We start from the raw sequence: 19,364 nt of genomic DNA, 5'->3' as shown, positions 1-19,364 counted from the left end.
CAGGCACATCACACGCATCGCGCGCGTCATGCGCTCGCGATCTGCGCGTGCTGTCCGGCGCGCCACTTCATCCAGGTGCCGTACACGCACGACGCCAGCACGAGGCCGACGAACCACGCATACGTGTAAAGCGTGTTGAAGAACGCCGGCACGTTCGGAAACGACGCCGGAAACGCCGTGTGCAGGAAACCGGGCAGGTTCGGCAGCACGCCGACCGCGAGCGCGGCCAGCGCCGCCGGATTCCAGCCGCGCGCGTAGCTGAAGCCGCCGCGCTCGTCGAACAGCGCGCGCGTGTCGAGCCGCGTGCCGCGAATCAGGAAGTAGTCGACCATCAGGATCCCCGCCACCGGCCCGAGCAGCGCCGAATAGCCGACGAGCCAGGTGAAGATATAGCCGTCCGTCGTCGCGAGGATTTTCCACGGCATCATCACGATCGCGATCGTCGCGGTGATCATCCCGCCGGTGCGATACGAGATCGCCTTCGGCCACAGGCTCGAGAAGTCGTAGGCCGGGCCGACGAGATTCGCGGCGAGGTTGCAGCACATCGTGTCGAGCGTGAGGATCACGAGCGCGATGCCCACGCCGATGCCCGTCATCCGGCTCGTCAGGTCGATCGGATCCCAGATCGCGTTGCCGTAGATCACGACGGTCGCCGACGTCACGACGACCGATACCACCGACAGCAACGCCATCGGCAACGGCAGCCCGATCGACTGCCCGATCACCTGGTCGCGCTGCGAATGCGCGAAGCGCGTGAAGTCGGGAATGTTCAGCGCAAGGGTCGCCCAGAAGCCGACCATCGCGGTCAGGCCCGGCCAGAAGGTCGCCCAGAACAGCCCGGCCTTCTTGCCGCCCGCCGCGAACTGCGACGGTGCCGACAGCATCGTGCCGAAGCCGCCCGCCTTCGACGTCGCCCACCACACGAGCGCCACGCACATCACGACCTTGATCGGCGCGGACCAGCTCTCGAGCCAGCGGATCGAATCGGTGCCGTGCCAGATGAAGTAGAGCTGCAGCGCCCAGAACACGAGGAAGCACGCGAGCTGCCCGAACCCGATGCCGATGACCGGCAGCGCGGCGCCGTGCAACGCGTTGCCGGTCAGGATGTTCAGCAGCGTATAGATCGCACTGCCGCCGAGCCAGGTCTGGATCCCGTACCAGCCGCACGCGACGATCGCCCGCAGCAGCGCCGGCAGCTTCGCGCCCTGCGTGCCGAACGACGCGCGCACGAGCACCGCGTACGGAATCCCGTGCTTCGTGCCCGCATGGCCGATCAGCAGCATCGGCACGAGCACGATCAGGTTGCCGAGCAACACGGTCGTCACCGCCTGCCACGGCGACATGCCTTCCTGGATCAGCCCGGCCGCGAGCATGTACGACGCGATGTTCATCACCATCCCGACCCACAGCGCCGCGAAGTGATACCACTTCCACGTGCGCTGCGCCGGCGTCGTCGGCGCGAGATCGTCGTTGTACAGGCTGCCGCCCTGCGCCGCGGCGCTATCGGGATCGGCGGGATTCGCTGCGTGATTCATGGAACGCACTCCACTGAAACGTCAGCGCCGGCATCATGCGATGCCGGCCCGGGTGGAACGAAAGGCGGCGATGCAGGATGGCCCGCATCGCCGGATGCCGTCAAGCAGCCTTCTTCGCGTGCTTCTCGGGTGCCGCCGCGCCTGCACTCGCCCCCGCCTCCGCGCTCGCCGGATTGTTCGGATGCGTGGTCCAGTTCGCGTAGTCACCCGAATCGACCCGCTCCATCGTGATGCATTGCTCGACCGGACACACATGCATGCAAAGATTGCACCCGACGCATTCCGAGTCCACCACTTCGAAGTGGCGCACGCCATCCTTCGTCGCCGTGATCGCCTGGTGCGACGTGTCCTCGCACGCAATATGGCACAGCCCGCACTGGATGCAACGGTCCTGGTCGATGCGCGCCTTGATGTCGTACTTCAGGTTCAGGTATTTCCAGTCGGTCACGTTCGGCACCGCGCGGCCGCGGATGTCGTCGAGCGTCGCGTAGCCCTTCTCGTCCATCCAGTTCGACAGCCCGTCGGCCAGGTCCGACACGATCCGGAAGCCGTAGTGCATCGCGGCGGTGCACACCTGCACGCTGCCGGCGCCAAGCACCATGAACTCCGCCGCGTCGCGCCAGCTCGAGATGCCGCCGATGCCCGAGATCGGCAGGTTCGGCGTTTCCGGATCGCGTGCGATCTCCGCGACCATGTTCAACGCGATCGGCTTGACCGCCGGGCCGCAATAGCCGCCGTGCGTACCCTTGCCGTCGACCATCGGCATCGGCGCCATGTGGTCGAGATCGACCGCGACGATCGAGTTGATCGTGTTGATCAGCGACACGCCGTCCGCGCCGCCCTTGTACGCGGCGCGCGACCCCATCCGGATGTCGCTGATGTTCGGCGTGAGCTTCACGAGGCACGGCAGTTTCGTGCCTTCCTTCACCCAGCGCGTGACCATCTCCACATATTCGGGTACCTGTCCGACCGCCGCGCCCATCCCGCGCTCGCTCATCCCGTGCGGGCAGCCGAAGTTCAGCTCGACCGCGTCGGCGCCCGTATCCTCGACGAGCGGCAGGATCCATTTCCAGTCACGCTCGTTGCACGGCACCATCAGCGACACGATCAGCGCGCGGTCCGGCCAGTCGCGCTTCACCTGCGCGATCTCTCTCAGGTTCACGTCGAGCGGACGGTCCGTGATCAGCTCGATGTTGTTCAGCCCCGCGATGCGCTGGCCGTTCCACTGCACGGCGCCATAGCGCGAACTGACGTTGACGACATGCGGATCGAGCCCGAGCGTCTTCCAGACGACACCGCCCCAGCCCGCCTCGAACGCGCGGTTCACGTTGTAGGCCTTGTCGGTCGGCGGCGCGGACGCCAGCCAGAAGGGATTCGGCGAAGTGATGCCCGCGATGGTGCAGCGAAGGTCGGCCATGTTCGGCTCCGTGAGAGTGGGGTCGTGTTCGTTGTGCTCGTGGTGCTGATGGCGAGTGACGCGCGTCGTGCGGTCACGCAGCCTTCGCGTCGCGTTGTGCGAGCGTCGCATCGATCGAAGCGGCCGCGCGCTTGCCGTCCTGCACGGCCTGCACCGTGAGGTCGACGCCACCCGTCGCCGCACAGTCGCCGCCGGCCCACACGTCGGGCCATGCGGTGTGCCCGTCCGCATCCACCGCGATGCGCGCACCGTCCGCCGTCAGCAGCGCGGCGTCGATGGCGTCCGGCACCAGCGTCTGGCCGATCGCCTTCAGCACCATGTCCGCATCGACGGTGAAGCGCTCGCCCGATGCCGCCTCGAACTCGACACCCGTCACCTGCCCGTTCTCCCCCGCCATGCGCACCGGCTTCGCATGCGTGACGAGCGTGACGCCGCTCTTCTGCGCAAATTCGCGCTCGGCCCACGTCGCGCTCATCGCGTCCACGCCGCGCCGGTACACCATCGTCACGCGCTCGGCGCCGAGCTTGCGGCTCTGCACCGCCGCGTCGATGGCCGTGTTGCCGCCGCCGATCACGACCACGCGCCGCCCGACCGCCACGTTCTCCAGCGCATCGGCTTGCCGCACCTGCACGATGAAGTCGACCGCGTTCATCACGCCGCCCAGTTGCTCGCCATCGATCGAAAGCGCACGCACGCCGCCAAGCCCCATCGCGAGAAACACCGCGTCGTGCTGCTCGCGCAGCGCGTCGAGCGTGATGTCGTGGCCGAGCGCGACACCGGTTTTCAACGTGATGCCGCCCACCGACAGCAGCCACTCGACCTCACGCTGCGCGAAATCGTCGACGGTCTTGTATGCGGCGATCCCGTATTCATTGAGGCCGCCGCCCTTCGGGCGCGCATCGAACAGCGTGACGCGGTGCCCGGCGAGCGCGAGCCGGTGCGCGCATGCGAGCCCGGCCGGCCCCGCGCCGACCACCACGACATGGCGGCCCGTGTCCGGCGCGCGGGTGAAGCGCACCGCGCCGGTCTCCATCGCCCAGTCGGTTGCATGCCGCTGCAGCGCACCGATCGCGACGGGCTGTGCGTCCTGGTGATTGCGCACGCATGCGCCTTCGCACAGGATCTCGGTCGGACACACACGTGCGCACATCCCGCCGAGCGGATTCGCCGACAGGATGTCGGTCGCGGCGCCCTTCAGGTTGCCGTTGCCGATCTTGCGGATGAAGCTCGGGATGTCGATCTGCGTCGGGCAGGCCTGCACGCACGGCGCGTCGTAGCAGTAATGGCAGCGGCTGGCGGCGGCCGCGGCGGCAGTCGGATCGAGCAGCGGCGCGATATCGGCGAATTCGCACGAGAGTTGCGTGGACGACAGGCGATGCGCGGCGATATCGCCGGTTGGCTTGGTGGTCATACGCGTTCCTTCGACTGGGTGGAGACAAAGCCGTCCCCGCCGGCTGCGAATGCACAGTCGGGGCGGTCGTGCTTAGGAATGCTACGGTCAGGCTGTCAGGCGTCGAGCAACCTGCCGGCTGCTACGGTCCTGGCGTCATGAAGCCGGCTCGCATGCGCGCGACAGCATCGCGTGCAGCAGCACGTTCGCGCCGGCCTCGATCCATGCGGGCGTCGCGTCCTCGATCTCGTTGTGGCTGATGCCGTCGACACACGGCACGAACACCATCGACGTCGGCGCGACCTGCGCGAGATAGCACGCATCGTGACCGGCACCCGACACGATGTCGCGATGCGAGAAGCCGAAGCGATCGGCCGCACTGCGCACGGCTTCCACGCAGGCAGCGTCGAACGCGACCGGCTTGTAGTAGAAAATCTGCTCGAGCTCGGTTTCGAGCCCGATATCGGCTGCGATGCGCGCCACGCCGTCACGCAGCGCGGCATCCATCTTCGCGAGCACCGCGTCGTCCGGATGACGGAAATCGACGGTGAAGAACACGCGGCCGGGAATCACGTTGCGCGAGTTCGGGTAGACCTGCATCATGCCGACCGTTGCGCAGCCGAACGGCGCATGATCGAGGCCGATCCGGTTGACGAGATCGACCACGCGCGACGCGCCGAGCAGCGCATCGCGGCGACGCGGCATCGGCGTCGGCCCCGCGTGCGCTTCCTGGCCCGTGAACGTGATCTCGTACCAGCGCTGCCCCTGCGCGTCGGTCACGACGCCGATCGTCTTGCACTCCGCCTCGAGAATCGGCCCCTGCTCGATATGCAGTTCGAATGCCGCGTGCAGCTTGCGTCCGCCGCACGGCACGTCGCCCGCGTAGCCGATACGCGCCAGCTCCTCGCCGATCGTCTTGCCGTCCACATCCTTGCGCGACAGCCCGTATTCGAGCGGGAACACACCCGCGAATACACCGGAGGCGACCATCGCGGGCGCGAAGCGCGAGCCTTCCTCGTTGGTCCAGATCACGACCTCGACCGGATGCTCGGTCTCGATGCCGTGATCGTTGAGACTGCGAATCACTTCGAGGCCGCCGAGCACGCCGTAGATGCCGTCGAAGCGGCCGCCCGTCGGCTGCGAATCCGCATGCGAGCCCGTGACGACCGGCGCCGCATCGGCCACGCGGCCCGCGCGGCGCATGAACACGTTGCCCATCGTATCGACCGTCACCGTGCAGCCGGCGGCCTTCGCCCAGCCGACGATCAGGTCGCGGCCGGCCTTGTCGAGATCGGTCAGCGCGAGGCGGCACACGCCGCCCTTCGGCGTCGCACCGATCTTCGCGACTTCCATCAGGCTGTCCCACAACCGCTTGCCGTCGACCTTGATCGACGTGTCGAAAGCTGCCCGCTTCACTGTTTCCGATACCGCGTTCATTCGTATCGCTCCTGTGGGGTCGGTGATATCGTCAGCCCGGTCTGTGCCGGTGCGTGTCATGCCTGTTTCGGGGCAACGCCGCCCAAGCGCGGTGCATGCCCCGATCGTTCGCGAAGATCGTCCGACGAATCCGGTTGAAAGGTTTCCGCCGCTCGTCGAATCCTGTCCGATTGGACAGGTTTTAGACGATCAAAATCACCAAATCAATCTCTTTCTTGCGTGAGCGAATGGAGCGAGAAACGTGCCACCGCAACGCAGCATGGCGATGAATGCGCGATATCAGTACGCGTGCGTTCGATGCGAATCAGCGGCTAGAATGAAGCCCAACGCGGCACGCCCGCCGCGCGAGGGCAACGATGAGACATGACGAGGCGGCAACCGAAGTCACCGACAGCGACGAAACGCCCGCGCCTTTGCGGCGACGCAAGGCGCACATCCGCGAGTCCAACGAAGCGCATCTGCTCGCCTGTGCGGAGGCCGTGTTCGCGGAACGCGGGCTCGACGGCGCGAGCACCGCGATGATCGCGGAGCGCGCCGGCCTGCCGAAAGCCAACCTGCATTACTACTTCCCGACGAAGCTTGCGTTGTACCGCCGCGTGCTCGACGACCTGTTCGAGGACTGGCATCGCGCGGCCGGTTCGTTCGAGGCCGACGACGATCCCGTCGAAGCGATCGGTGCCTACGTGCGCGCGAAGATGGCGCTGTCGCGGCGGCGTCCGCTCGGCTCGAAGGTCTGGGCCAACGAGATCATCCACGGTGCGGAGCACATGCAGGACATCCTGTCGGAACGCGTGAAGCCGTGGTTCGATACACGCGTGAAGGTCATCGACGGCTGGATCGCGCGCGGCCTGCTTGCGCCAATCGACGCGCATGCGCTGATGTACCTGATCTGGGCCACCACGCAGCACTACGCGGATTTCGATGCGCAGATCCGCGCGCTGAGCGGCAAGCGCACGTTCACGCAGAAGGCGTTCGACGAGAAGACCGAACAGGTCGTGCAACTCGTGATTCGTGCGTGCGGGGCGGTGTCGCCGCACGCGAAGGATTAGCGCGACAACGCGATCCGCGAAAAGCAAAACGGGTATCGCACAGGTGTTTCCCGTGCGATACCCGTTGCCCGCATCGCAGCGTACGGGCGATGCGTTACACGTCGTGCGTTAGACGATGCGCTCGATCGCGATCGCCGTCGCCTCGCCACCGCCGATGCACAGCGACGCGACGCCGCGCTTCATCCCATACGTTTCAAGCGCGGCCAGCAGCGTCACCATCACGCGCGCGCCCGATGCACCGATCGGATGGCCGAGCGCGCACGCGCCGCCATGCACGTTGACCTTCTCGTGCGGCAGGTCGAGATCGCGCATCGCTGCCATCGGCACCACGGCGAATGCTTCGTTGATCTCGAACAGGTCGACGTCGCGCAGGTTCCAGCCGGTTTTCTCCGACAGCTTGCGCAGCGCGCCGATCGGCGCGGTCGCGAACAGGCCCGGCTTGTCCGCGTAGGTCGAATGCCCGACGATCACGGCCTTCGGCGTGAGGCCGAGGCGCTCGGCTTCCGAGCGGCGCATCATCACGAGCGCGGCCGCGCCGTCCGAGATCGACGACGCGTTCGCGGCCGTCACCGTGCCGCCTTCGCGGAAGGCCGGCTTCAGCGTCGGAATCTTGTCGAGCTTCGCGTTGCCCGGCTGCTCGTCGATCGACACGACGGTTTCGCTCTTGCCGGCCTTCACGGTCACCGGTGCGATTTCCGACACGAAATGCCCGTCGGCGATCGCACGCTGCGCACGCGTCAGCGATGCGATCGCGAACGCATCCTGAGCCTCGCGCGTGAACTGGTACGCCTGCGCGCAATCCTCGGCGAACGTGCCCATCAGACGGCCCTTCTCGTACGCGTCCTCGAGCCCGTCGAGGAACATGTGATCGAGCACCTGCCCGTGACCCATGCGCATCCCCGCGCGCGCCTTCGGCAGCAGGTACGGCGCATTCGTCATGCTCTCCATCCCGCCCGCGACGGCGACACCGGCCGAGTCCGCCAGCAGCAGGTCGTGCGCGAACATTGCGGCCTTCATCCCCGAGCCGCACATCTTGTTGACCGTGGTCGCGCCCGCCGCGAGTGGCAGCCCGGCCTTCAGCGCGGCCTGCCGCGCCGGCGCCTGGCCCTGGCCCGCCGGCAGCACGCAGCCGAACACGATTTCATCGATGCGTTCGGCCGGCACGTTCGCGCGCTCGAGCGCCGCGCGAATCGCTACCGCGCCAAGGTCGCTCGCGCTGGCGGCCGCCAGGTCGCCCTGAAAACCACCCATCGGCGTACGCGCCATACCAACGATTACGATCGGATCCTGAGTCGTCATGATTCGCTTCCTCCAGTGTCAGCGCGGTGCCATGCGCAACGCGCCATCGAGACGGATGACTTCGCCGTTCAGCATCGTGTTCTCGGCGATGTGGCGCACCAGCGCCGCAAATTCTTCCGGGCGGCCGAGCCGCGGCGGGAACGGCACGCTCTTGCCGAGCGCGTCCTGCACGTCCTGCGGCATGCCGGCCATCATCGGCGTCGCGAAGATGCCCGGTGCGACCGTCACCACGCGAATACCGAACCGCGCGAGCTCGCGCGCGATCGGCAGCGTCATGCCCACCACGCCGCTCTTCGACGCCGCATACGCGGCCTGCCCGATCTGCCCGTCGAACGCCGCGACCGACGCGGTGTTGACGATCACGCCGCGCTCGCCTTCCGCATTGGCGTCCTGCTTCGACATCGCTTCGGCGGCCAGCCGGATCATGTTGAACGTGCCGACCAGGTTGATCGACACCGCACGTGCGAAGCGGTCCAGCGAATGCGGACCCTCGCGGCCCACCACCTTCTCGCCCGGCGCGACGCCCGCGCAGTTGACGAGCGCGTCGATGCGGCCAAACGCGTCACGCGCGGCGGCGACGGCCGCCTGGCCGTCGGCTTCGCTCGTCACGTCGGTCTTCACGAAGCGTGCGGCCGCACCGAGTTCGTGCGCGAGGCCGGCACCGGCCTCTTCGTTGACGTCCAGCAGTACGGCCTTGCCGCCTTCCGCGACCACCATGCGCGCCACCGCGGCGCCGAGGCCCGAACCGGCGCCCGTAATCAGAAAAACACGATCCTTGATATCCATTCGCAATCCGTACAGGTTGTGTTCAGGGTTGAGCGACCTTCTCGGCTTCCATCTTGCGCAACACGAAGCGCTGGATCTTGCCGCTCGGGGTTTTCGGCAGCGCGTCGACGAAGTCGATCGCGCGCGGATAGGCGTGGGCGGACAGCCGCCGCTTCACATGCAGGCTCAGTTCTTCGGCCAGTGCCGGCGTGCCTTCGTAGTCTTTCGACAGCACGACGAACGCCTTGACGATCTCCGTGCGCTCCGCATCGGGCACGCCGATGACGGCAGCCTCGCTCACGGCCGGATGCTCGATCAGCGCGCTTTCCACGTCGAACGGGCCGATCCGGTAGCCCGACGACGTGATCACGTCGTCCGCGCGGCCGATGAAGCTCACGGTGCCGTCCGGTTCCAGTTCGACGTTGTCGCCGGTCCTGTAATAGCCGCCCGCGATCGCCGGCGTGTCCTGCTGCCAGTAGCCGTGGAACCACAGCAGCGGCGAGCGCGCGATATCGATCGCCAGGTTGCCGGGCTCGCCCGGACCGAGCTCGCGGCTCGCGTCGTCGAGCACCGCGACGCGGTAGCCCGGCATCGCGAAGCCCGCGGAACCGGCGTGGACCGCATGTGCGAGGCCGTGGTGATTGTTCACGACCATCCCGAGTTCGGTCTGGCCGTAGTGATCGTAGATCGGCGCGCCGAGCGCCGCGTCGAACCAGCGCACGACTTCCGGATTCAGCGGTTCGCCCGCGCTGCTGACCACGCGCAGCTTGCCCTTCAGCCGCGCCGCCGCTTCCGTCCCGGCCGCCATCAGCATCCGGTAGGCCGTCGGCGAACCGGCGAGGCTCGTGATCCCGAGCCGTTCGATCACGTCGTACGTGCTGTCGACCGTGAAACCGCCTTCGTAGAGCGTCGTCGCGTGGCCCAGCAGCAGCGGGCCCGTGATCGCGTAATAGAGGCCGTACGCCCAGCCCGGATCGGCGATGTTCCAGAACCGGTCGCCGGCACGCAGGTCCACCGCCTCGCGCATGTACGCACCGAATGCGAGCAGCGCGCGCAGCGGCACCGGCACGCCTTTCGGCAAACCCGTCGTGCCCGACGTCGACATCATCATGAACAGGTCCGTGCCCTTGCGCAGCACCGGTTCGAACGTGTCGGGCTGCGCGTCGAGCGCCACGCGGAAATCGATGTCGCGTTCCGGCAGCGTCTCGCCCGGCTCGCGCACCGTCGCAACGCTCGGGCAACCGGCGATCTCGTCGAGCTTCGCGCGATTCGCGACGTTGGTCACGACCAGGCGCGCGTCGCTCATGCGCAGCCGGTGCTCGATCGCTTTCGGGCCGAACGCGGTGAACAGCGGCTGGTAGACGGCGCCCGCGCGCCACGTGCCGAGGATCGTCGCGACGAGTTCCGGCGTGCGCGGCAACAGGCCCGCCACCACGTCGCCCGGCTTCACGCCCTGCGCGACCAGCAGGTTCGCGACGCGTGCCGACAGCGCCTTCATCTGCGCAAACGTGTAGCGGTGGTGCTGCCCGCCGGCGTCGATCCAGTCGAGCGCGACCGCGTCCGCCGATGCGTGCCGGTCGCAGCATTCCACGCACGCGTTCAGGCTGCGCTCCAGGTCGCCGTGCAGTTGCTGCGCGGCGGTCTCGATACTGAACCGGGCCACGGCGTCGGCGTAGGCCGGCACCGCTTGGGCGGTAGCTCCATCAGACATGCGTGTCTCCTGTGCGTTATGCCCGCCGGCGAGCCAGGGGCGCGACGGGGATAGTTCGATAGTAGACAGCCCGCACATTGCAATCAATGACAAACAGAATCTAGAATCGTGATCGCTTTTGCCATGTCGGGAGGACGCAGGAAAATGGGGCCGCAGATGATTTCGCCGGATTTCGTCGACGACGCGCTCGCGTGCCTGCGCCGGCAAGGGCTTCCGACGGAGCCCGTGCTACGCACCGCCGGCCTGCCGGCCGCCGTGCGCGAGCCTGTCACGCCGCAGCAGTACGGCCGGCTGTGGCTCGCGATCGCCGGTGCGCTCGACGACGAGTTCTTCGGCCTCGCCGCACGCCCGATGCGGCATGGCAGCTTCACGCTGCTGTGCCATGCGGTGCTGCACGCCGGCACGCTCGAGAAGGCGCTGCGGCGCGCGCTGCAGTTCCTGCGCGTGGTGCTGGACGAGCCGCATGGCGAGCTTGTCGTGGCCGACGGGCAGGCGCAGATCGTGCTGACGCAGACGGGCGCGCCCTACCCGGCGTTCGCGTACCGGACGTTCTGGCTGATCCTCCTCGGCGTCGCGTGCTGGCTGATCGGCCGGCGCATCCCGCTCCAGCGCATCGACTTCGCGTGCCCGAGCCCCGACCAGCGCAGCGACTATCACCAGTTCTTCGGCGTGCCCGTGCATTTCGACCGGCCCGACAGCCGGCTCGCGTTCAACGCCGCGTACCTTGCGCTGCCGACGATCCGCTCCGAGCAGGCGTTGAAGACTTTCCTGCGCGGCGCGCCCGGCAACCTGCTGGTTCGCTACCGGCACGACACGGGCTGGGTCGCGAAGACGCGCGCGCAACTGAAAACGCTACCGGCGGCGGAGTGGCCCGACTTCGACACGCTGGCCGTGCGCCTCGGCACGACGCCCGCGACGCTGCGGCGGCGTCTGCGCAGCGAAGGGCAAAGCTTCGCGGCGATCAAGGACGAGCTGCGCGGCGCGCTGGCGCAGTCGCTGTTGCGCGGGGATGCGCTCAGCGTGGCGGAGATCGCGGCCGAGCTCGGGTTTACCGAGCCGAGCGCGTTTCATCGCGCGTTCCGGAAATGGACGGGCACGAGTCCTGGTGCGTTCCGGCGGGATGTGCATGCGGCGGAGGGGGAACCGGGGGTGGCGAGCGGATGATGCGGCAGGCCGTCGTCAATGCTGAATGCCCAGCCGACACAGAAGCGCTCACGTGACGCTGCTAGGATGCGATCTATCGACTGCCGTTCGCAATCCATGAGCGACGGCAACATCCGACCCACCACTACCGCTCCCGCTCCGATGCAAGCAACCCACTTTTCCGACGCTGAACTGGCCGACCTGCGCGCGCACGGCATCGTACTGTTTGCCGACCGCGTGATCTTCGACGCGCAACCACCGATGCCGGCTGACCAGATCGCGACCGTGCAGGCCCGCTGCCACGGCGACATCCCGCCCGCGCTGCTCGATTTGTGGCGCACGACGGCCGGCGGCAGCCTCGACTACGACCTGACGCTGGAGATGAACGGACACATCGAAGGGATCAGCTGGGGTGAGCTGTTCTACAACGACAGCAACGGCTACCGCGACCTGCAGGGCTGGATCGACCACGAACTCGAACTGGCCGAGGAAGCCGCCGAGGAGGATTCGCGCGCCTGGAGCGGCAAGCTCGACGTATTGCCGTTCGGCGGATTCGAGTACTGCGACCGCATCTACATCGTGACGGAACCCGACGCAAAAGATTGCGGCCACGTGCTCGCGTGGAAACAGGGGCTGCCGCCTGCGTGGCGCGGCGCGATGCATGAGGATGGCCTCGCCACGATTGCGCCGGACCTGTACGCGGCATTCGGCGCGCTGCAGCTGAACACGGATCCGCTGGAACCCGGCGACAGTGGAACCGGCATGACGTTTCTTGAGTATGTCGATGAACGCCGCGCCGGGCATGGCCTGTCCGAACCACTGGCAGACAAGCTGATCGCGTTCTATCGCCGGGCCATGATCGACTGGCGCACGCCGCTCGCCGCCGGCACGCTCGCTGCCCAACCCGCCCTCGCGCGCCAGGCGTTGCGAGACGCGATCGACCACGACGACACGGCGCTCACCCTGCAACTGGCGCCGCTCGTCGCGAATCTCGGCACGGCGCTCGCCAACAGCTCGATCCCGACCGACTACGCGCTGCGGCGCAAGAAGTTTGCCGCCGCGGCCGCGTTGCTCGAATCCGGCGCGCCGGTCGCGCCGGATTCGCTGGAGTCCGCGTCCGGCAACGTACCGGCCGCGCTGATGCGCGCGCTGCTCGACGCCGGTGCACAACCCGATGTCGACGCGATGGCGCGCTGTGTCGCCGGCGGCGGCGCCGACAGCGCGCGCCTGATCGGCGCGGCACTGGCGGCACAAGGCGTTGATACGGAGGCCGCCTACCGCACGGCGAGTGCAACGCTGCTGCGCAAGTTCACTGCCGACATCGCCGAGGTCCGCACCGGCAAGCTCAGCCACTACCTCGGCCTCGACGGCCTCGAAGCCCACGCCGAACGCCTGCGGACATTCGTGCTGTAACCTGCCGCAGACTCACCGGGAAACCCCGTCAACGCTCGCGGCAACGCCCTGCAGCGGTCGCGAGAACAGCTTGCACCCCGCGTAGTAGACGAGCGACGTCAGCGACAACCCGACGATCCACGACACATCCGCGCCGCCGAGCCGGCTCGCCAGTTCTCCCGTATAGAGATCGGTCGCCATGAACGGCGCCTGCGCGACGATGCCGATGACATACGAACCGACGGCGATCGTATTGAAGCGTCCGTAGATACCGCCATCCTGCCGGAAGAACGAATCGACGTCGTACTCGCCGTGACACACGAGGTAGTAGTCGACGAGGTTGATCGCGGTCCACGGCACGAGCACGTACAGCAGCAGCAGGATGAAGTTCGTGTAACCGGCGAGGAAATTGTTCTGCCCGAACAGCGCGATCGCGAGCGCGACGCCGCACAGAACGATCGCGGTAATCGCCCGCGCACGCGCCTTGCCCGACCACGACGGAAAGAGTGTCTGCAGCACGGTAATCGCCGACAGCGCACCGCAATACAGTTCCATCGCATTGCTGGCAGCAATGCCGAACGACAGCACGACGATCACGAGCACGCTGATCCCTTGCGTAAGGCCCGTGAGGCCGCTCACGACATTGCCGTCGGGCGTCGCAAGGCCCACTAGGCAACCGAGCAGCATCGGGAAAAACGAGCCGAGCACGCAGCCCCAGTAACTCGACCAGAACGCCGTGCGCGGCCCGGTATCGGGCGGCAGGTAGCGCGAATAGTCCGACACGTAAGGCGCATAGGCGATCTGCCACAGCGCGGCGACCGACATCGCGCCCAGGAAGCCTGACAGGTTCAGCGAATGCTTCGAGAACGTATCGGCGGGCAATCCGTGCACGAAAATGATCCACACGAACGCCAGCACGAGCACGCTGCCCGAGCACCAGCTCAGCAGTCGCGCATACGCGTGGATCAGCTTGTAGCCGTAGATCGATCCGAGCAGGCTGATCAGGCCGATCACCACGACGCCCGCATCGAGCGGAATGTCGGCACTCAGGCTGTGCAGTGCCTGCCCGCCGAACACGCAGTTCGACGCGAAGAAGCCGACATACATCACGACGACCAGCGCGACCACGAGCAGCGCGCCGAACGACCCGAACTGCCCGCGGGTCTGGATCATCTGCGGCACGCCAAGCTGCGGCCCCTGCGCGGAATGCAGCGCCATGAACACCGCGCCGATCAGGCTGCCGACAAGCGTGGCGAGCGCCGCCCACCAGAACGGCTGTTTGAACACCGTGGTCGAGAGCGATCCGGTGACGATCGTCAGCATCATGATGTTCGACCCGAACCAGATCGTGAACAGGTCCTTCGCGCTGCCGTGCCGCTCGGTCAGCGGAATCGGCTGGATGGTGCTTTCCTCGAGATGAGCAATGGACTCGCCCTGACTCATTTCGTCTCCTTGTTTCTGTTGTGATGTTCGTGGATTCAGGGGCTGGCGGGTAACCCGGAATGCGTGACCGACTCGAAGCACACGCGCTTCAACAAACCGGCCACACCATTTGCATTCCTTATCAATGAGCGGTCAGCGACGCATTGCCTTATCGCGACCACCGCCCACAAAGCCCAATCTTCAACCTGTCGGATTGCCACTCCGGTGGCCGCACGCAGTCGGCTCGTCTCCGAATCGGATCCTGTGGTTCGGTGCGCTCCCGCCCGACTCCCATCGGGCGAAAGCGCGCCGCTCAACCCGTCAGCAGTCGATCCCGAGCACTTCGCGCGCGGTGGCATCCACGGCCTTGCGCATCGTGTCGACCAGTTCATCGATTTGCGCGTGATCGATCACCAGCGGCGGCGCAACGATCAGTCGGCCGTTCGTCGAACGCACGATCGCGCCGAGTTCAAACCCGACCGTCCGGCTGTGCCAGGTCAGGTCGGCCTCGTTCGCAAAGCGCTCGCGCGTCGCCTTGTTCTTCGCGAACTGGATCGCGCCGACCGCGCCCACGCCCTGGACCTCGCCGACGAGCGGATGGCTGCCGAACGCATCGCGCAGCGCCTTCTGCAGGTAGGGCCCGGTATCCGTCTTCGTCCGCTCGACGAGGCCTTCGCGCTCGAGCACGTCGAGGTTGGCCAGTGCGACGGCGGCCGCGACCGGGTGCCCCGAATAGGTCAGCCCATGCGCGTAAACGCCGCCCTTGTCGACCAATGCATCGCCGACGCGCCGGCTCATGATCAGCCCGCCCATCGGCACGTAGCCCGAGGTCAGCCCCTTGGCCACGCAGATCAGGTCCGGTTCGAAGCCGAAGTGGCGGTGCGCGAACCACTCGCCGGTCCGGCCGAAACCGCCGATCACTTCGTCCGCGCAGAGCAGCACGTCGTACTGACGACAGATGCGCTCGATCTCCTGCCAGTAGCCATCCGGCGGAAAGATCATCCCGCCCGCCCCCTGGAATGGCTCCGCGACGAACGCGGCAACGCGGTCCGCGCCGATCTCGAGGATCTTGCGCTCGAGCGACAGCGCCGCCTGCTTGCCGAATGCCTCGGGGCTCAGGTCGCCGCCGTTCGCGTACCAGTACGGTTCGTCCACGTGCGTGATGTTCGGAATCGGCAGGTCGCCCATTTCATGCATGAACGCCATGCCGCCCAGCGACGCGCTGCCCACCGTCGACCCGTGATAGCCGTTCACGCGGCCGATCAGCACCTTCTTCTCCGGCTTGCCCATCACGTCCCAGAACCGCCGCACAGTGCGAATCAGCACCTCATTCGATTCGGATCCCGAATTGGTATACACCACATGACTGAAGCGATTGCCGAGCAGCGCAAACAGACGCTCCGACAGTTCGATCACCGACGGGTGCGTCGTATGAAAGAACATGTTGTAGTAGGACAGTTCCTTCATCTGCCGCGCGGCGGCATCGACCAGCTCTGGCCGCCCATAGCCGACGTTGGTACACCACAGCCCGGACATGCCGTCCAGGTATCGGTTGCCGTCGTTGTCCCATAGATGGACACCTTCGCCGCGCACCATCACGCGCGCGCCTTCCTCGTTCAGCGCCTTCTGGTCGACGAACGCATGCAGATGATGCGCGGCGTCGCTGCGTTGATAGTCCTGCGTCGTACGATGCGGAAAGTTGGGCGCATTCATAGGCGAGTCTCCGGTTCGTTTTGTGGATGAAAAGCGTTGTCGTGTTGCGCGGCGCCACCGCTTGCGGCCCGCCGCATCGAATCAGTAACTGATCCAGGTCGTCTTGAGGCCCGTGTACTTGTCGATCGCATGCAGCGAAAGATCGCGGCCGAAGCCCGACTGGCGGAACCCGCCGAACGGCGTCTGTGCGCTCAGCGCATCGACCGTGTTGACGGACACCGTGCCGGCGCGCAACCGGCCCGACACACGGTGCGCGCGCGACAGGCTGCCGGTCCAGAGCGACGCGGCAAGGCCATAGATCGAGTCGTTCGCGAGCCGGACGGCCTCGTCCTCGGTGTCGAACGCCATCACCGACAGCACCGGCCCGAAGATCTCCTCGCGTGCGATGGCGTCGTCGTGCTTCACGTCGATGAAGATCGTCGGCTCGATGAAGTAACCCTTGCCGTCGACGCGCGGCGCGCCTCCGCCGATCGCGAGCGTTGCGCTATCGCGGCCGCGTGCAATCCACTCGCGCACGCGTCGATGCTGCTGCTCGTCGACGATGGCGCCCATCCCGCTCGACGGATCGAGCGGATCACCGGGCATGAACGCAGCGGCATGCGCAATCAGCCGGTCGACGAACGCATCGTGAATCGAACGCTGAACCAGCAGCCTCGAGTTGGCGGAACACACCTCGCCCTGGTTGAAGAAAATGCCGAAGCACGCCTTGCGTGCGGCCAGGTCGAGATCGTCCGTATCGTCGAAGACCAGGTTCGGGCTCTTGCCGCCGCACTCAAGCCACACCTGCTTCATGTTCGACTGCGCGGCGTACTCGAGGAATTTCTTGCCGACGGCCGTCGATCCCGTGAAGGCGAGCACGTCCACGTCGGGATGCAGCCCGAGCGCGCGCCCCGCGGTCTCGCCATAGCCCGGCACGACGTTCAGCACGCCCGGCGGCAGGCCGGCCTCGAGCGCCAGTTCCGCGAGACGCAATGCGGACAGCGGCGATTGTTCCGCCGGCTTCAGCACGACGCTGTTGCCGGCCGCCAGCGCCGGCGCCACCTTCCACGCGACCATGTCGAGCGGGAAATTCCACGGCACCACGGCGCCGACGACGCCCAGCGGTTCGCGCGTGACGACCGCGAGGTTGCCGGGGTCGGTCGACGCGACTTCGCCATGCAGTTTGTCTACCGCTTCGCCGTACCAGCTGAACAGACCGCCTGCGGCTGGCACGTCGATACTGAACGCATCCGCCACACGCTTGCCCATGTTGAGCGAGTCGAGCAGCGCGAGTTCCGCACCGTGCGATGCGATGAGTTCGCCAAGCCGGCAAAGCACACGCTTGCGCTCTGCCGGCGCGCAGCGCGACCAGGCGCCGGATTCGAACGCGTGACGCGCGGCACGTACCGCGTCGTCGACGTCCGGCGCATCGCACGACGCGACTTCCGCGATGACGGCCTCCGTCGCCGGGTTGATCGCGGCGAACGTCCGGCCGCTTCGGGCCGGCACGCTGCAGCCGCCGATATGTGCGAGCGTTCTCGGGACCACATGCGCCGCAAGACGTCTCCAGTCCGCGTGCTGATGATTTTCTGCTGAAGTTGGGTTCATTCAAGACTCCGTTTTGACGACCAGGCGTTTGTGCGTTGTTCTCCGCCTGAACTCGACCCGACGAAAGACGCCAGCGGGCACGACCGACACCCATGACCGCCGCGCATCGCCGCAGTCGTCCGGTTGGCAAACTGTCGGTCATCAAAAAGAGATTTGAAAGAACACTTTTTCTTCTCATTGAAGAGGTTATTTCTATTCATCCTGCAGTCGTGCAGTGGGTTTTCCTGCCACGTCACGATCCCGGTGCCGTTTGTTTGCGTGCGATCGCACCGGCCTTCTGTCGCGATACGAGGCGGCTCCCGCTGCGACACCAGGCCGGGACGACGTTGCACCCCGGCCCGTCCGACCACATACTGGTCGGCCTGCGCGAACGAGGATGCGTCGATGATGAGTGTCGATCAGGGCGCCGCTTCGATCTTTGGCGCGATCGGAACGGCCGTGTCTTTGCTGGCGGCGATTCCGTATGCGCTCGCGATCTACCGGCGCACGGTTCGTCCGCACCTGTTCACATGGCTCGTGTGGTCGGTCGTCACGGCGATCGCGGCTGCCGGCCAGTTCGTCGCAGGTGCGGGGCCGTCCGCGTGGTGCACGGCAGCAATCGCCGTTACATGCTTTCTGACGCTGGTGGCAAGCCTCTTTCGCGGCGAGCGCGGCTGGACACGCATCGACTGGCTTTTCCTGATAGCGGCCCTGTCGGCCATTCCGCTGTGGATACTGACCGACGACCCGACGATCTCGATCTGTCTGGTCACGCTGATCGAGCTTGCGGGCCTCGGCCCGACCGTCCGCAAGACGATCCGCGATCCGTGGAGCGAGAGCCTCGCGTATTTCGCGCTGTGCGTGCTCAAGTACGCGCTGGCGTTGCTGGCGCTGAGCACGTGGAGCGTCGCGGTTGCGTTCTATCCGGCCGTCAACGTCATTGCGTCGATCGGTATCTGCGTGGTGATGCTCGTCCGGCGTCAATCACTGTCGAACGCGCGGTAGACGGTATCCGTCAGTGCGGTATGTTTGTTGCTGCCGTTGCTTGCCGGTATGAGTGGAACCACAAACCTTCAGAGACGATGCGAGGCCCTGAAATGGATGCAATCCGTACCGCCATCGAACCCAGCGAAGCCGCGCTTCGTGCCGCGATGCTGACCAACGATGTCGAAGCGCTCGATGCGTTGCTGGACGACAATCTGGTGTTCACCGTTCCGACCGGACAAGTCATCTCGAAGGAGGACGACCTGGCGACGCATCGCGCGAAGCTGCTGCGTCTCGACAGACTCGATGTGCAGGAAACCCGCGCATGCGCGATCGGGGAAATGATCCTGACCACGACGAAGGCGACACTCGCCGGCCATTTCGACGGCGCGGCGTTCGACGGCGTGTTTGCCTATACTCGGCTGTGGCGGCGATCGCCCGCCGGCTGGCGCGTCGCCGCCGGGCATGCATCGCAGGTCACGTAGCCACGTCGCGCTCGGCCTTCCTTCGAGCAGGCGAGCGGCAAATCCGGAATGGAGTC

15 protein-coding genes are annotated in these 19,364 nt (G+C 66.5%); 5 read left to right on the top strand and 10 right to left on the bottom strand.

What is annotated here, in order from left to right; translation table 11 throughout:
* Positions 1-26 precede the first annotated feature (26 nt).
* The 4 genes from BCEP18194_RS00695 to BCEP18194_RS00680 all read right to left on the bottom strand — a co-directional run bounded on the left by BCEP18194_RS00695 (position 27) and on the right by BCEP18194_RS00680 (position 5,779).
* Positions 27-1,535: an NCS1 family nucleobase:cation symporter-1 gene (locus BCEP18194_RS00695; RefSeq protein WP_011349351.1), complete on the bottom strand. Its 1,509-nt coding sequence runs from the start codon at positions 1,533-1,535 to the stop codon at positions 27-29.
* 100 nt (positions 1,536-1,635) lie between these two features.
* Positions 1,636-2,952, bottom strand: coding sequence for an NAD-dependent dihydropyrimidine dehydrogenase subunit PreA (preA, locus tag BCEP18194_RS00690; protein ID WP_011349350.1), 1,317 nt, complete (start codon positions 2,950-2,952; stop codon positions 1,636-1,638).
* Positions 2,953-3,025: 73 nt separating this feature from the next.
* Positions 3,026-4,363: an NAD(P)-dependent oxidoreductase gene (locus BCEP18194_RS00685; RefSeq protein ID WP_011349349.1), complete on the bottom strand. Its 1,338-nt coding sequence runs from the start codon at positions 4,361-4,363 to the stop codon at positions 3,026-3,028.
* 135 nt (positions 4,364-4,498) lie between these two features.
* Positions 4,499-5,779: a Zn-dependent hydrolase gene (locus tag BCEP18194_RS00680; protein ID WP_011349348.1), complete on the bottom strand. Its 1,281-nt coding sequence runs from the start codon at positions 5,777-5,779 to the stop codon at positions 4,499-4,501.
* Positions 5,780-6,135: 356 nt separating this feature from the next.
* Between BCEP18194_RS00680 and BCEP18194_RS00675 the strand changes: the two genes are divergently transcribed.
* Positions 6,136-6,828: a TetR/AcrR family transcriptional regulator gene (locus BCEP18194_RS00675; protein WP_011349347.1), complete on the top strand. Its 693-nt coding sequence runs from the start codon at positions 6,136-6,138 to the stop codon at positions 6,826-6,828.
* 108 nt (positions 6,829-6,936) lie between these two features.
* On the opposite strand, the gene BCEP18194_RS00670 is transcribed toward BCEP18194_RS00675, so the two are convergent.
* Genes BCEP18194_RS00670 through BCEP18194_RS00660 form a run of 3 tightly spaced genes read right to left on the bottom strand, consistent with a single transcriptional unit; the run spans position 6,937 to position 10,603 of the window.
* A complete protein-coding gene (locus BCEP18194_RS00670; RefSeq protein ID WP_011349346.1) occupies positions 6,937-8,127 on the bottom strand; it encodes an acetyl-CoA C-acyltransferase in 1,191 nt (396 codons plus the stop codon).
* An 18-nt stretch (positions 8,128-8,145) separates the two neighbouring features.
* Positions 8,146-8,913 (bottom strand): 3-hydroxyacyl-CoA dehydrogenase, encoded by a 768-nt coding sequence (locus BCEP18194_RS00665; RefSeq protein ID WP_011349345.1) that lies wholly within the window; start codon positions 8,911-8,913, stop codon positions 8,146-8,148.
* Between the two features lie 22 nt (positions 8,914-8,935).
* Complete coding sequence (locus BCEP18194_RS00660; RefSeq protein ID WP_011349344.1) at positions 8,936-10,603, bottom strand: acyl-CoA synthetase; 1,668 nt, start codon at positions 10,601-10,603, stop codon at positions 8,936-8,938.
* Between the two features lie 144 nt (positions 10,604-10,747).
* On the opposite strand from BCEP18194_RS00660, the gene BCEP18194_RS00655 reads away from it, so the two are divergent.
* Positions 10,748-11,767, top strand: coding sequence for an AraC family transcriptional regulator (locus BCEP18194_RS00655; protein WP_011349343.1), 1,020 nt, complete (start codon positions 10,748-10,750; stop codon positions 11,765-11,767).
* A gap of 18 nt (positions 11,768-11,785) precedes the next feature.
* Entirely contained in the window at positions 11,786-13,159 is a 1,374-nt protein-coding gene (locus tag BCEP18194_RS00650; protein ID WP_244272817.1) for an SMI1/KNR4 family protein, read from the top strand.
* Positions 13,160-13,171: 12 nt separating this feature from the next.
* Here BCEP18194_RS00650 and BCEP18194_RS00645 read toward each other — a convergent pair whose 3' ends face one another.
* The 3 genes from BCEP18194_RS00645 to BCEP18194_RS00635 form a co-directional block, all read right to left on the bottom strand.
* Positions 13,172-14,581: a purine-cytosine permease family protein gene (locus BCEP18194_RS00645; RefSeq protein ID WP_011349341.1), complete on the bottom strand. Its 1,410-nt coding sequence runs from the start codon at positions 14,579-14,581 to the stop codon at positions 13,172-13,174.
* A gap of 300 nt (positions 14,582-14,881) precedes the next feature.
* Entirely contained in the window at positions 14,882-16,273 is a 1,392-nt protein-coding gene (locus BCEP18194_RS00640) for an aspartate aminotransferase family protein (RefSeq protein ID WP_011349340.1), read from the bottom strand.
* An 81-nt stretch (positions 16,274-16,354) separates the two neighbouring features.
* Positions 16,355-17,860 carry an aldehyde dehydrogenase gene (locus BCEP18194_RS00635; protein ID WP_011349339.1) on the bottom strand — a complete coding sequence of 502 codons (1,506 nt, stop codon included), beginning with the start codon at positions 17,858-17,860 and terminating at the stop codon, positions 16,355-16,357.
* 384 nt (positions 17,861-18,244) lie between these two features.
* Here BCEP18194_RS00635 and BCEP18194_RS00630 point away from each other — a divergent pair, with 384 nt between their 5' ends.
* Positions 18,245-18,844 (top strand): hypothetical protein, encoded by a 600-nt coding sequence (locus BCEP18194_RS00630; RefSeq protein WP_011349338.1) that lies wholly within the window; start codon positions 18,245-18,247, stop codon positions 18,842-18,844.
* Between the two features lie 92 nt (positions 18,845-18,936).
* Complete coding sequence (locus BCEP18194_RS00625) at positions 18,937-19,308, top strand: nuclear transport factor 2 family protein (RefSeq protein ID WP_011349337.1); 372 nt, start codon at positions 18,937-18,939, stop codon at positions 19,306-19,308.
* Positions 19,309-19,364: the final 56 nt, after the last annotated feature.

The organism is Burkholderia lata (assembly GCF_000012945.1).
Lineage (GTDB): Bacteria > Pseudomonadota > Gammaproteobacteria > Burkholderiales > Burkholderiaceae > Burkholderia > Burkholderia lata.
Note: the sequence above shows the minus strand (reverse complement) of the source record. Positions and strands in the feature narration are given on the sequence as shown.